Source organism: Spongiactinospora rosea (assembly GCF_003315795.1).
Taxonomy (GTDB): Bacteria; Actinomycetota; Actinomycetes; order Streptosporangiales; family Streptosporangiaceae; genus Spongiactinospora; species Spongiactinospora rosea.
Genome location: NZ_QMEY01000010.1, coordinates 213638 through 227026, shown reverse-complemented (window position 1 = coordinate 227026; position 13389 = coordinate 213638). Strand labels below are relative to the sequence as shown.

General features: G+C 70.6%; 11 protein-coding genes. 7 read left to right on the top strand and 4 right to left on the bottom strand.

The annotated features are described in order from the left end of the window. Nucleotides 1–14 precede the first annotated feature (14 nt). Both DP939_RS23610 and DP939_RS23605 read right to left on the bottom strand, forming a co-directional pair. A complete protein-coding gene (locus DP939_RS23610; protein WP_113982941.1) occupies nucleotides 15–254 on the bottom strand; it encodes a DUF3073 domain-containing protein in 240 nt (79 codons plus the stop codon). Nucleotides 255–405: 151 nt separating this feature from the next. Beyond that, on the bottom strand, nucleotides 406–1509 hold the full coding sequence (locus DP939_RS23605; protein WP_225878458.1) for a Glu/Leu/Phe/Val family dehydrogenase: 1104 nt from the start codon (nucleotides 1507–1509) through the stop codon (nucleotides 406–408). 116 nt (nucleotides 1510–1625) lie between these two features. Here DP939_RS23605 and DP939_RS23600 point away from each other — a divergent pair, with 116 nt between their 5' ends. Both DP939_RS23600 and bldC read left to right on the top strand, forming a co-directional pair. After that, nucleotides 1626–2549 (top strand): hypothetical protein, encoded by a 924-nt coding sequence (locus DP939_RS23600; protein ID WP_113982939.1) that lies wholly within the window; start codon nucleotides 1626–1628, stop codon nucleotides 2547–2549. A gap of 321 nt (nucleotides 2550–2870) precedes the next feature. Next, nucleotides 2871–3074 carry a developmental transcriptional regulator BldC gene (gene bldC / locus DP939_RS23595; protein WP_013133571.1) on the top strand — a complete coding sequence of 68 codons (204 nt, stop codon included), beginning with the start codon at nucleotides 2871–2873 and terminating at the stop codon, nucleotides 3072–3074. Between the two features lie 146 nt (nucleotides 3075–3220). Here the strand turns inward: bldC and DP939_RS23590 are convergent, their stop codons facing one another. After that, complete coding sequence (locus DP939_RS23590; protein WP_225878445.1) at nucleotides 3221–3910, bottom strand: TetR/AcrR family transcriptional regulator; 690 nt, start codon at nucleotides 3908–3910, stop codon at nucleotides 3221–3223. Between the two features lie 234 nt (nucleotides 3911–4144). On the opposite strand from DP939_RS23590, the gene DP939_RS23585 reads away from it, so the two are divergent. The 5 genes from DP939_RS23585 (at nucleotide 4145) to DP939_RS23565 (ending at nucleotide 12282) form a co-directional block, all read left to right on the top strand. Beyond that, nucleotides 4145–5236 carry a LacI family DNA-binding transcriptional regulator gene (locus DP939_RS23585; RefSeq protein WP_113982938.1) on the top strand — a complete coding sequence of 364 codons (1092 nt, stop codon included), beginning with the start codon at nucleotides 4145–4147 and terminating at the stop codon, nucleotides 5234–5236. 263 nt (nucleotides 5237–5499) lie between these two features. Next, nucleotides 5500–5754, top strand: a complete 255-nt coding sequence (locus DP939_RS23580; RefSeq protein ID WP_113982937.1) for a hypothetical protein — start codon at nucleotides 5500–5502, stop codon at nucleotides 5752–5754. A gap of 321 nt (nucleotides 5755–6075) precedes the next feature. Next, nucleotides 6076–6921, top strand: coding sequence for an N-acetylmuramoyl-L-alanine amidase (locus DP939_RS23575; protein WP_113982936.1), 846 nt, complete (start codon nucleotides 6076–6078; stop codon nucleotides 6919–6921). A gap of 38 nt (nucleotides 6922–6959) precedes the next feature. Further along, nucleotides 6960–8585: a beta-N-acetylhexosaminidase gene (locus DP939_RS23570; RefSeq protein WP_113982935.1), complete on the top strand. Its 1626-nt coding sequence runs from the start codon at nucleotides 6960–6962 to the stop codon at nucleotides 8583–8585. Between the two features lie 181 nt (nucleotides 8586–8766). After that, entirely contained in the window at nucleotides 8767–12282 is a 3516-nt protein-coding gene (locus DP939_RS23565) for a S8 family serine peptidase (RefSeq protein WP_225878444.1), read from the top strand. A gap of 5 nt (nucleotides 12283–12287) precedes the next feature. Here the strand turns inward: DP939_RS23565 and DP939_RS23560 are convergent, their stop codons facing one another. Beyond that, a complete protein-coding gene (locus DP939_RS23560) occupies nucleotides 12288–13367 on the bottom strand; it encodes a quinone-dependent dihydroorotate dehydrogenase (RefSeq protein WP_113982934.1) in 1080 nt (359 codons plus the stop codon). Nucleotides 13368–13389 lie beyond the last annotated feature (22 nt).

Sequence of the window (13389 nt, the reverse complement as noted above, 5' to 3'; positions counted from 1 at the left end):
TGCCCAAAGATCGCCTAGCCGCGGCGAGATTGCCCGTCGTCGCGGTCGTCATCGTCGTCGGTGTAGGCGTCGGCGTAATCGGCGTACCGATCAGCCGCCTCGTCTGAGTCATATCCCGAAGCATCGTCGTCGTGCCCGGAGCCGTTGTTCGCCACCAGCTCCTCACGAAGACGCTCAAGATCGGTGCCCCCGCTGTTGTACTTCAACTGCCGGGCAACCTTCACCTGCTTGGCCTTGGCTCGGCCGCGCCCCATCGGCTCGACCCCCTCATGCGGGGTCGCACCCGACCCCTCGTCGCTAACGCACCACGCACTGACGCCACCTGACTTCCGGCGTCAGCTCCTCGTTCGCCTATTACCGTACCTGTTTTGCGCTCAGCTCGGTACGCCGTATGGGCGCGGGCCATCAGTGGCCCAACCATATGGCCCTAATCCGCCCGACTTCCGACATTCTGCGCTCAGCTAGCCTATCGGCTGCGACGGCGGGAGGAACCCCCTCCTCATCGGCTATCGCGAAAATCTTGAGAGTCGTGTCGAAGATCTGGGACGCCTTTGCCCGCGCCCGTTCCATGTCGAAGCCGCCGATCTCGTCGGCGACCTGGATCACACCGCCGGAGTTGACCAGATAGTCGGGCGCGTACAGGACGCCCCGCTCGGCGAGCTGCTTCTCCACGCCCGGGTGGGCGAGCTGGTTGTTGGCCCCGCCGCAGACGATGCCCGCGCGCAGCTTGGCCACCGTGTCGTCGTCGAGCGACCCGCCGAGCGCGCACGGGGCGTAGACGTCGATGTCGGCGGCGATGATGTCCTGCTGCCCGGCCAGTGCATCCACCTGCGGGTGTCGGGCCCGGACGCGCTCGACGGCGCGCTCGCTGACATCGCAGATGACGACCTCCGCGCCCGCCTCGACCAGGTGGTCCACCAGGCGGTGGCCGACCTTGCCGACGCCCTCCACGCCGACCCGCCGCCCCTTCAAGGACGGTGTGCCGTACTTGTGCTGGGCGGCCGCGCGCATGCCCTGGAAGACGCCGAAGGCGGTGAGGATGGAGGAGTCGCCGGCCCCGCCGTTGGCCGGGGTGCGGCCGGTGGCGTAGGTGGTCTCGCGGGCGATGAGGTCCATGTCCTCGCTGTAGGTGCCCACGTCGCAGGCGGTGATGTAGCGCCCGCCCAGCGACTCGATGAAGCGCCCGTAGGCGCGGAGCAGCGCTTCGGACTTGTCCTTGGCCGGATCACCGATGATGACGGCCTTGCCGCCGCCGAGATCCAGCCCGGCCAGGGCGTTCTTGTAGGCCATGGCCCTTGCGAGGTTGAGCACGTCGGCGAGCGCCGCCTGCTCGTTGTCGTAGGGATAGAACCTGGTACCCCCAAGGCTCGGTCCCAGTGCCGTGTTGTGGATGGCGATGATGGCCCGCAGGCCGCTGCGTTCGTCGGCGCAGAACACGACCTGCTCATGCGCGGCCTGGCCACTTACGGGACTCGTGTCCTTTTGGGACAGCCCGAAGACGTCGGTCACGGTGGTGACTCCCGGTCCGGTCCGCCGCCCCTGCGCGGCGGAGATCACCCTCAGCGTAACCGCATGCCCGGCAGTGATACCGGACAACAGGGGGTCCTTCATGACACGATGCCATCGTGCTGCCCTATGCCGCGTACCTTCGCGTCTACGAGCCGCTGAGCGCGTTCCCCGACTCCGAGAGGCACAACTGGGATGCCTATGCCGCGTCGCCCGACAGGCCGCGCCGCGCGGGCGCCCTGCGCGCCGAGCAAGTCGAGTCGGTACGACGCCTGCTCGGCGTGCCCCCGTTGCCCGCTCCCGCCCAGGAGAGCGGGAACGCCTACCTGCGCAGGGTCGATGACGTGCTCTACGTCTGCCCCTGGCAGAGCAGGCTGCGCTCCTGGCTGGCGTTCTCCCGCTTCCGGGGGAGCACGCCGGTCAAGCTGATGGACAGGTTCGTGCCCAAGGCCATCGTCGAGCAGACCGCCGACGACTTCGACCGCTTCAAGCGGGACGGCGGCTCAGCGGCCCTGCGCACCCACATCCTGACCTCGACGTGGCACGTTCCCACGCCGTGGCTGGTGCTGTTCGACGGGGCCGAGCGCTGGCTGGTGCTCGACGGCGCGCCGCCCAGGCCGGGCATGCCCAAGGCCGACGCCGGGCACGAGCAGGCGGGCTCGCCGTCGTCCCCGACGGCCGCGCCGCCCACCTCGCCCACCCGCACGCTGATCTACGTCACCTCGATGGCCCAGGCCCGCAGGCGGGTCGCCCGGTCGCTCAACGTGATCCGCAGGCACGTCGGCGAGGTGCCCACCACGGCCGAGGTGGAGGAGGTCGGGCGCTGGCTGGAGGAGTTCCATCCGCACTCGCTGGTGGAGCTCGACTACGGCGGCCTCGTCCACCTGATGGACGACGACACCCTGCGCACCGACCAGTCGGTGGCCGAGCTGGCGGCGGCCCTCACCGGGCTGGACACCGGTCAAGAAGAACTTGCTTTCGCCATGTATCAGAGGGTCATCCTCAGATGGAAGTCGATCCAGGTCCTGGAATCAGCCAACTGAGCCCCAAATCGTCCCTCTGACCTGCATCTGTTGGTCAGGTGACTCCCAGCCACGCATCTGCGAACTGAGTAGTTTGCCGTTTTCACTGCGATACCACGAAACGTGTCGCTAGAATCACCGAGCGTGACATCACCGCGTGGACACCTAGTTGGGCCCCAGAAGGGCTCGCCAATCGCTCTACGTGGCTGTATGGTCACATCGGGTGATGCCGCATATGGTCCGGGAAAGCCGCACGCGAAGGGCCATAGGGGGACATCCGTGACAAGCGCAAACGCAGTCGCAGGATCGCTCGCCGATCCACACGGAGGAGAGGCCGCACAAATGTCAGCTCGTACACCCGAGGCCGAGCCACTGCTCACGCCGGCAGAGGTCGCCACCATGTTCCGCGTCGACCCCAAGACCGTTACCCGGTGGGCCAAGGCGGGCAAGTTGACGTCCATCCGCACCCTCGGCGGTCACCGGCGTTACCGGGAGACCGAGGTCCGGGCGCTGCTCGCGGGCATTCCGCAGCAGCGCTCGGAGTAGGCGCGAGGAGGACGACAACCGTCAGCCCCAGGGGGGATCAAGCGGCGCCGCCCGCCCGGCGCCGCCCCACTGGGGGCTCCCCCTCCATCACCGACTCACCCGAAATCCCCCGCCCCCGCCGTTCACCCCCGGACCGCCTGGTCGGCTCAGCGGTCGTTCTTGAGGTTGTGGAGCACGTGGCTCGCCTCGGGGTCATGGCGGGCGGCGGCGGTCAGCGTCGCGACCATCTGATCCACCAGCAGGCGTTCCAGCGCCCGCCGTTCGACGTCGCGGTGTTCCAGCCAGTCGAGCGCCGCCGACTCCACCGTCGCGATCCACGCGCCCAGGGTCACCCGCAGGAGCGCGCCGGGCTCGCGTACCGGCAGCCGCCGGGTCAGCGACGCGAACAGCTCACCGCGGACCCCTTCCACGATCCGCCCCACCTCACCACCGCGCCCGGCCCCGCCGCCGCGCAGCAGCGCGGCGAATCCGGCGGCGTGCTCCTCGGCGAAGTCGAAGTACCGTGCCAGCGCGCCCGCCAGGGCGTCGAGCGGGCAGCCGCCGTCCATCGGGGGCGGACGCCGTTCCAGGCCCGCCGCCGCGCGGCGCAGCGCGGCCACGTGCAGCTCCCGCTTGCCGCCGAAGTAGTGGTAGACCAGCGCGCGGGACGCGCCCGCCGCCGCGGCCACGTCGTCGATCGAGATGTCGTCGGGGTCGCGGGCGCCGAACAGCTCCAGGGCGGCGGCCATCAGCTCGTCGCGTCTGCGGTCCACGCTGAGCCTGCGGCGGCGCGCGGCGGCGCAATCGGGCCTTTCCCGGGCGTCGCCGTATCCGGCCGCCTCGGATCTCGCACCCACGGTCCGACGATAGCGAAGAGAGCGCGGGGAGTCACCGTGTGCGATTTTCCGGAAAGCGCGCCGGTCGATTCCTTGAAGGTTTAACGAAATATCCCCTGATTCCCGGCATCGGGGACCTGGTGATTCGCGTCCGCTATGGAAGGAAAACACGGTTCCCGCATGCCGAGCCGTACCCTGCGGGTAACTCGATCGTTTGGTGTGGCAGGTGCCCATCCACGCTCCGCGGGGAGACACATGTCAGGACCGCCCGTCAACATCACCACCACGACACGAGCCGGCAACGTGGCCGATGCCGTCGCGTCAGAGGGCTACGGGCAACCCCGCCCGCGGCCCACGATCCGCAACGTGGCCGAGCGCGCCGGCGTCTCGAAATCGCTGGTCTCGCTGGTGCTGCGCGGATCGCCCCACGTAAGTGAGCATCGCCGGCAGGCGGTGCTGCAAGCGGCCAGAGAACTCGGCTACCGCCCCAACGCGGTGGCGCGCAGCCTCGTCGAGGGCCGGACCCATCTGGTCGGCGCGCTCGTGGCAGACCTGCACAACCCGTTCTACGCCGAATTCCTCGACGGCCTGCAGGAGAGCCTGCACGGCGAGGGACTGCGGCTGCTGATCGGCAACAGCCAGTGGGAGCCCACCCTGGAGGACGAGGCCGTCGAGGCATTCCTCGAACTGCGGGTGGACGGCCTGGTCCTCCTCGGGATCGCGCCGGTCAGCGCGACGCTCATCGAGGCCACGTCGTACACGCCCACGGTCGTGGTCGGCGAGCGCCACACCGAGTTGGACGGTGTGGACATCGTGGTCGACGACGACGAACTGGGCGCCCGGCTCGCCGTCGATCACCTGGTCGAACTCGGCCATCGCAAGATCGCCCACATCGAGGGGGCGCGGTCCTCGGCGGCCAGGTTCCGCTGCGAGGGCTATCTGGTGGCGATGCGCAGGCACGCGCTCGCGCCGTACATCATGGTCGAGCACGGCGACTTCACCGAGGAGAGCGGGCGCAGCGCGGCCCACGCGCTGCTCAGCCGCGATCCCAGGCCCACCGCGATCTTCGCGGTGAACGACATGGCCGCGCTCGGCGTGCTGACCGCGGCGAGCGAGCTGGGCCTGCGGGTGCCGGAGGACCTTTCGGTGGTGGGCTACGACAACAGCCACCTCTCCGGCGTCCAGCACATCTCGCTGACCACGGTGGACCAGCCGCGCCGCGCCATGGGCCGGTCGGCCGCCGCCCTGCTCAGCGACCGGATCGGCGACCCGGGGAAGGTCTCGCGCATGCGCCAGGTCACCCCCAAGCTCGTCGTACGGCGAAGCGCGGGCCCCGCGCCCGCCTGACCCGCCCGCTGCCCCCGCACGAGAACCCTCGGAACGAGAACCTTCCCGAACGAGAACACGGAAAGGAATTTCCAAGGCCGGGTCAATCACCCGAAGCGCCCCCGTGCGCCTGGTGTTGACTCGGGGCCGTGACGTCGATCCCCCGGCGGGTCGCCGTCGGGCCCGCGCGGGCCGGCCGGTCGTCCGGCTGTTCACAGGGGCAGCGAGCGGGGCTTTCCCGCGTACGCCGGGTCGCAGGCAGGCGTACGAAGCGGGGGGAAGACATGCGTGATCCGGAACTGGTGGCCTGTGCCCAGCGCGCGGCGGCGGAACTCGAACGGGCATGGACCGGCTGGCGCGCCACCCACGGTCACGAGAGCGACCCGGCGGCCGAATCCGTGGCGAGCTACGTGGCCCACTCCATCGACCACCCCTGGGGACGGCCGCGCGTGGTCCTCGGGCTGGACGCGGAGGACGCCAGGGAGCTGGCGGCGCTGCTGCTGCGGCAGCCGGGACATGTCCACGAGCACGCGTACTGAGGGTGCGCGCCGCCCGAGCCGCCAGAACGGCGGCTGAGGCCCGATCGGATCGGCGGGCCGATCCATAGGACCCAAATTGCCCTTACGGCCCTCTGGGGGCTCCTGACGGCCTCCCAGGGGGCCTTGGCCGTTCTTTGCGGGCTCTTTGGGGATCGCGGGGCGGGTGTGGAACGTTCGCGGCGGCCCGGCCATCGCCGCGGGGCACGTAAGTTGGGGTGCCGGGTTCCACCGCGAGGCGGACCGGAAAGGTGCTTTGCTGGGAACGTGTGGAAAGTCCCGTCAAGCGCTCAACGGGCTTAACGGCTCACAGAGGGGGAGAACGTGACAAGTCGAGCAGTCGCCGGCGCGGCGCTCGCCGCCCTGTGCGGCCTGACCGTGGCGGCCTGCGGTACGGGCGAGACCACGCTGAGCTTCAACCCCTCGTCGGCCGACGCCCGCCAGGCCCCGCCCGCCACGACCCAGCCGGAAGAGCCCAAGGGCGAGCCCGCCCCGGGCTCGTCCGCGGACGAGCCGCTGCGCGGCAAGGTCGTGGTGATCGACCCCGGCCACAACGGCGGCAACGCCAAGCACCCCGAGGTCATCAACCGCCAGGTGGACGTCCTCACCAAGCGCAAGCCGTGCGACACCACCGGCACCTCCACCAACGACGGCTACAGCGAGGCGGCCTTCACCTGGGACGTCTCCCAGCGGGTGGCCAAGATCCTCAAGGCGCGCGGCGCGACGGTCAAGCTGACCAGGAAGAACAACACCGGCGTGGGGCCCTGCATCACCGAGCGGGCCGCGGCGGGCAACAAGGCCAAGGCCGACGCCGCCATCTCGATCCACGCCGACGGCGCGGCGGCGGCCAATCACGGGTTCCACGTGATCATGCCGAAGAAGATCGGCGGCCCGGTCGATCCGGTGGTGGGCGACTCGCGCAAGCTCGGCATCGCGGTCAGGGACGCCTTCCGGACGGGCACCGGCCTGCCCTACAGCACCTACATCGGCAGCAAGGCCCTCGACTTCCGCAACGACCTGGGCGGGCTCAACCTCTCCACGGTGCCGAAGATCTTCCTGGAGTGCGGCAACATGCGCAATTCCGCCGAGGCGGCCAAGTTCCGGGCGGCGGCCTTCCGGCAGAAGATCGCCGAGTCCATCGCCACCGGGATGCAGCGCTACCTGACGTGATCTACCGCTTTTCGGGCCGTTTGGCATGATCTGAAGACATGACTGATCTGTTGCCGCGGCCTCGGCACGCGGAACACGTGGGTGGATCGTTCGAATTGCGGGCCGGTGCCACGGTGTCGGGGGCCAGTGCGCTGGTGGACGGGGTCCGGACGGCCCTCGCCGTACTCGACCTCCGGGTGACCGACGGCGGCGGCGGCGACATCCGGGTGGAACATCGGCCGGACCTGGGACCTGAGGAGTACACGCTCGACGTCGGGGCTGCGGGCGTGCGGATCGGGGCGGCGGAACGTTCCGGGGCGTTCTACGCGGCTCAGACGCTCCGGCAGCTCCTGCCGCCGGACGCGTACCGGACGGTGCCGCCCGCGGGCGTCTGGACCGTGCCCGGCGTCCACGTCGCGGACGCCCCCCGGCACTCCTGGCGGGGCCTGCACCTGGACGTGGCCCGGCACTTCCTGCCCAAGCGCGAGGTGCTGCGCCAGCTCGACATCATGGCCCTGCACAAGCTGAACACCCTCCACCTGCACCTGGTGGACGACCAGGGCTGGCGGATCGAGAGCCGGGCCCACCCCCTGCTGCACGAGGTCGGCTCGCACCGCCCGCGCACACTGTCCAGCTCCTACGGCGAGGAACCGGCCTACGACGAGGTGCCGCACGGCGGCTACTACACGCTGGCCGACCTCGCCGAGATCGCCGCCTACGCCCGCGCGCGGGCGATCACCGTCGTCCCGGAGATCGACGTGCCGGGGCACGCGAGCGCGCTGCTCGCGGCCTATCCGGAGTACGGGCCGCAGCCGGACCGGACGCACACGGTGCTGGACCGGTGGGGCGTCTCCCCCGCGATCATCTCCCCGCTGCCCCAGACCGTGGACTTCCTTTCGGTGGTGCTCGGCGAGGTGGGCGAGGCGCTGGGCTCGGCCCCGTACATGCACATCGGCGGCGACGAGTGCGTGCTGGACGACTGGGCGGCGTCCGCCGAGATCGTCGAGTATCAGCGTTCGCTGGGTCTTGCCACCCTCGGTGACCTGCACGCGTGGTTCCTGCGCAGGCTGGCGGACATCCTGGCCGAGCGCGGCACGCGAGCGGTCGTGTGGGACGAGGCGTTCGGCAACGGCGAACTCCGCCAGGACACGGTCGTGATGCCCTGGCGGGGCGCGTTCATCGCCCAGCGGGCCGCGGCGGCCGGGCACGACGTGGTGATGACTCCGGTCTTCCCGCTGTACCTGGACTACGGCGAGTCGGGCTCCCCGCAAGAGCCGCTGGCCATCGGCGAGGCGATCACCCTGGACGACGTGGCGTCCTTCGAGGTGGCCCCGGCGTCCTGGACGGAGGAGGAGCGCGCACGCGTGGTCGGCGCCCAGGCGCAGCTCTGGAGCGAACGCATCCCGGACGCCCGCACCCTCGACTACCGCGCCTGGCCCCGCGCCTCGGCCCTGGCCGACATCACCTGGTCAGGCACGGCGTCGGACCTGGCGGCCCTTCCCGGTCACCTGAGCCGCCTGGACGCCTACGGCGTGGAATATCGCCCGTTGTCCGGGCCGCACCCGTGGCAGCAGGGCGGCACCGGGCGGCGCAGGAGCCGCCCCGGAGTGATCGACGTCCGCGCCATCATGGAACGCCTGGAGACCATGACCCGCAATTCCGAAGCCTACAGCGCCAGCACCTGAGCACCGCCTGGACAAATGCCGCGCCCCTCGCCAGAGGGGGGCGGCATTTGTTATGACCTGATGGTGTTTCGGGACTTTCGCGCTTTTGTTAAACCCGTGCCCTTGCGTCGCCGACCCGATCTCTTCACCCTTCTCGACAGAGGCGTAAAGATCACCTCTCCCCTTGCGAGAAGGAGAGCGCGTGCCGACCACCCCCTACCGGCGTGCGGTCCTGACCAGGATCACCGCCGTCTTTTGCCTTCTGCTCACGAGTGGCCTGCTGTCCCCAAGTACGGCTCAGGCCGCCGCACCCGACCCTGTCAAAATCCACAAAACCGTACAGACCCAACTCGACACGACCGGCAAGTCGACGTATTGGGTCCGCCTGAAAGGCGACGCCGATCTCGGCGCGGCCCGGCGGGCCAAGGCCAAGGACGACAAGGCCGCACAGGTCTACCGGGCCAAGACCGAGTGGGCCGCCTCCTCCCAGGCGAAGCTGCGCGAACTGCTGAAGTCGCGCCACGCCGACTTCAGCGCGTACTGGATCGTCAACGAGGTGCGCGTGACCGCGGACAGCGAGCTGACCGCCGAGATCGCGAAACTGCCCGAGGTGGCGAGCATCACCCCGGTGACCAGCGTCACGCTGCCCCAACCGGCGCCCGGCCGGGCCGCCGCGAAAGTCGACGCCGTCGAGTGGAACGTCGACCGGATCAACGCCCCCCGCGTCTGGAGCGAGCGCGACGACCGCGGCGAGGGCATCGTGGTGGCCACCATCGACACCGGCGCCCAGTTCGACCACCCGGACCTGGCCGCCTCCTACCGCGGCAGGAACGCCGACGGCACGGTCGACCACGCCTACAACTGGTACGACGCCAGCGGCACCTGCCCGAGCGCCGCGCCGTGCGACGAATACGGCCACGGCACGCACGTCACCGGCACCATCGCCGGGGCGAACGGCATCGGCGTCGCGCCGGGCGCGCGCTGGATCGCCGTCAAGGGCTGCGTGAACGGCAGGTGCTCCGACGAGATGCTGCTCGCCGCGGCCCAGTGGGTGCTCGCCCCGACCGACCTGAACGGCCGCAACCCGCGTACCGACCTGGCCCCGGACATCGTGAACAACTCCTGGGGCGGCCGAGGGCTGGACGAGTGGTACAAGGAGAGCGTCGACGCCTGGATCGCCGCCGGGATCTTCCCGGTGTTCGCCAACGGCAACAGCGGCCCGGCCTGCCGGACCAGCGACTCCCCCGCCCAGTACGTGCAGAGCTACAGCGTGGGCGGATTCGACGTGAACAACGCCCTGTACAACCGGTCGAGCAAGGGCGAGGGCGAGAACGGCGAGATCAAGCCGAACATCGCCGCCCCCGCCGTGGACGTGCGCTCCTCCGTCCCCGGCGGCGGCTACGAGATCCACTCCGGCACCTCGATGGCCACGCCGCACGTGGCGGCCACCGTGGCGCTGATCTGGTCGGCCGCGCCGTCGTTGCAGGGCAAGATCGCCGCCACCCGGCAGGTGCTCGACGGCACCGCGATCGACGTCAACGACACGAGTTGCGGCGGCACCGCGACCGACAACAACGTCTGGGGCGAGGGCCGGCTGGATGCCTACGCCGCCGTACAGGCCGCGCCGCGCGACCCGCTCGGCGACCTGCGCGGCACCGCGACCTCGGACGGCACGCCGCTCTCCGGCGCGAAGGTCACCGTGCGCGGCCCGGTCGAGCGCGAGCTCACGACCGGCGCGGACGGCACGTTCGCCGTACCGCGCCTGCTGGCCGGCGACTACAAGGTCACCGTGGCGAAGTTCGGCTATGACACGACCACCGCGAACGTCACGATCGTCGCGGGCCAGAGCGCCGACCCGGGCATCGTGCTGCCGCGCACGCCCACGGCCGTGGTGTCGGGGACGGTCACCACGATCGGCACCATCGAGCCCGGCGCGACGGTCGAAGCCGTGGACACGCCGGTCCGCGCGGTGACCGACGCCTCCGGCCGGTACCGGATGACGCTGCCGCACGGCGACCACACCCTGCGGGTCGTCCCGGCCTCGCGCTGTTCGGCGGGCGCGAGCGCGCCGGTCACCGTGGCCGGGGAGACGGCCAGGGACTTCGACCTGCCGCTGCGCAGCGACGCCTTCGGCTACACCTGCTCCGCCGGCCCGCGCGAGTTCGTGGCCGGCACGCACAAGCTGGACCTTCGGGGCGACGACGACGCCAGATACGTCGCCCTGCCCTTCACGGTCCCGTACTACGGCAAGGGCACCAGCGTCGCGTGGGTCAACACGAACGGGTACATCGGCCTCGACACCAGCTACGAGATCAACAGCGGCAACACCAGTCTCCCGAGCCGGTTCATCCCGGACAGCACCGTCTATCCGTTCTGGGATGACATCGTGGTGGACGACGCGGGCGCGATCTACACGGGCGTGATCGGCGTCGCCCCGCATCGCCGGTACGTCGTCGAATGGCGCAACGTGACCCTCCAGGGCCGGAGCGACCAGCGGGTCACGTTCTCGGCGCTGCTCGGCGAGGACGGCTCGATCGGCTTCCGCTACAAGGACATCGACAGCGCGGACGAACGGGGCGCGAGTGCCACCATCGGCATCGAGAACGCCACGAGCACCGACGCGCTGATGTACTCCTTCGACGAGCCTGCCGTCGCCGGCGGGCAGGGCATCGAGATCACCCCGAGCGGGCACGGCCTGGTCGGCGGCGTGGTCACCGACGCCAACGACGGCAGGCCGCTGGCCGGGGCCACCGTCGCCATCGGGGACGTGGCCACGCTCACCACCGGTGCGGACGGCAGGTTCTTCGGCCAGGTGCTCAGCGGGGACCACCAGGTGAAGGTCTCCATGGAGCACTACGGCACGGTGGAGAAGCCGATCACGATCATCCCCGGCGAGCCGGCGAAACTCGACGCCGCGCTGATCACGGGCGCGGTCAGCGCCTCGACCACGGAGCTGACCGCGGTGATGCACACCGACTCCACCAGGTCCAGGAAGCTGCGGCTGACGAACCTGGGAGCGCGGGTCGCCTACACCGCGACCGGGGACCGGAGCTGGTTCGACGTGAGCTCGGAGGCGGGCGAGCTGGCCGCGGGGCAGGCGGTGGACGTCGATGTCACGTTCGACAGCACCGGGAAGGAACCGGGGACGTACTGGCTGGGCACGCTGGTGGTGGAGTCCGCCAGTGGCCGGCAGCCGGTGATCGAGGTCAAGGTCACGCTCGTGGTGACGAAGTTGCAGATCGCCGTGGACGCGGGCGGCTCAGGGCCGGTGACCGACGCCGGGGGCGACGCGTGGACTCCCGACCGGCGGTACACCGAGGGCTCCTACGGCTACATCACCACACGGAACCGGACGGAAAGCACGTCCAGGACCATCAAGGGCACCGACGACCAGGCCCTGTACCGCACGGCCAGGGAGTCGATGCTGGAGTACCGCTTCGACAAGATCCCGGACGGCGTCTACACCGTCGAGCTGGACTTCGCCGACCTGCGCTCCACCAGGCCGGGCGCGCGGGTCTTCGACGTGCTGGTGGAGGGCGCGTTCGCCATCCCGGCGCTGGACCTGGCGCTGGAGTCGGGCACGTACACGGCGGTGCCCAGGCAGTACACGGTCAGGGTCAGTGACGGTCAGCTCAACGTGCGCTTCGCCACCCGGCAGGGCGCCACGATCGTCAACGCGATCCGTGTCTCCGAACGGTCCGACCGGGCCGACGGCTAACCGGGTCAGGCGGCGGTGCGGCCGATGACGTCCTGGACGGACTTCGCGCCGTGCCGCCGCAGCCGCCGGGCGAGCCGCCGGTGGATGCCGGCCGCCCAGAACGGGCCGCCGTAGATCCACCCCGTGTACCCCTGGACCAGCGTGGCCCCGGCCAGCAGGCGTTCCCACACGTCGTCCACGTCTTCGACGCCGCCGACCGACACCAGCGTGATCCGGTCGCCGACGCGGGCCCGCAGCCTGCGCAGCACCCGCAGCGAGCGGTCCTTGAGCGGGCGGCCGGACAGCCCCCCGGTCTCGGCGCCGGGCGGGACCCGCACGCCGGACGGGCGCTCGATCGTGGTGTTGGTGGCGATGATGCCGTCCAGCTCCAGTTCGACCGCGAGGTCGGCGATGGCGTCGATGTCGTCGTCGGCGAGGTCGGGGGCGATCTTCACCAGCAGCGGCGTGCGCCGGGTGTTGGCCGCGGCGACCTGCTTGACCTCGGTGAGCAGCGGGCGGAGCTTGTCGGCGGTCTGGAGGTCGCGCAGGCCGGGCGTGTTCGGCGAGCTGACGTTGACCACCAGGTAGTCGGCGAGCGGGGCCAGCTCCTTGGCGCAGCTCACGTAGTCGGCCACGGCCTCGGACTCCGGCACCACCTTGGTCTTGCCGATGTTGACGCCGACCACGGCGGGCAGGCCGCGCGGACGGCGCAGCCGGGCCGCCGCCGCGTGCGCGCCCGCGTTGTTGAAGCCCATCCGGTTGACGATGGCCCGGTCGCGGACCAGCCGGAACAGGCGCGGCCTGGCGTTGCCGGGCTGGGCGTGCGCGGTGATGGTACCGACCTCGATGAAGCCGAATCCGAACGCGGCCAGGGCCGGGACGCACCCGGCGTCCTTGTCGAACCCGGCGGCCAGACCGAGCGGGCCGGGGAAGTGGACGCCGAACGCCTTGATCCGCAACGCGGGGTCCCGGGGGGCCAGCGAGCGGTGGATCAGCTTCTTGAGCAGCGGCAGCATCGCGAGCACGCGAAACGCCCTGACGGTGAGATGGTGCACGGCCTCGGCGTCGAACCGCGCCAGGACCTGCGTGAACAGGAGTCGGTACATCAAGGGTCAGCGTACCGCCGCG

Bases quoted from the DNA above. Each gene is read 5' to 3' on its own strand.
- DP939_RS23610 (WP_113982941.1), bottom strand. From the start codon at position 254: ATGGGGCGCGGCCGAGCCAAGGCCAAGCAGGTGAAGGTTGCCCGGCAG.
- DP939_RS23560 (WP_113982934.1), bottom strand. From the start codon at position 13,367: ATGTACCGACTCCTGTTCACGCAGGTCCTGGCGCGGTTCGACGCCGAG.
- DP939_RS23580 (WP_113982937.1), top strand. From the start codon at position 5,500: ATGCGTGATCCGGAACTGGTGGCCTGTGCCCAGCGCGCGGCGGCGGAA.
- DP939_RS23570 (WP_113982935.1), top strand. From the start codon at position 6,960: ATGACTGATCTGTTGCCGCGGCCTCGGCACGCGGAACACGTGGGTGGA.
- bldC (WP_013133571.1), top strand. From the start codon at position 2,871: ATGTCAGCTCGTACACCCGAGGCCGAGCCACTGCTCACGCCGGCAGAG.
- DP939_RS23585 (WP_113982938.1), top strand. From the start codon at position 4,145: ATGTCAGGACCGCCCGTCAACATCACCACCACGACACGAGCCGGCAAC.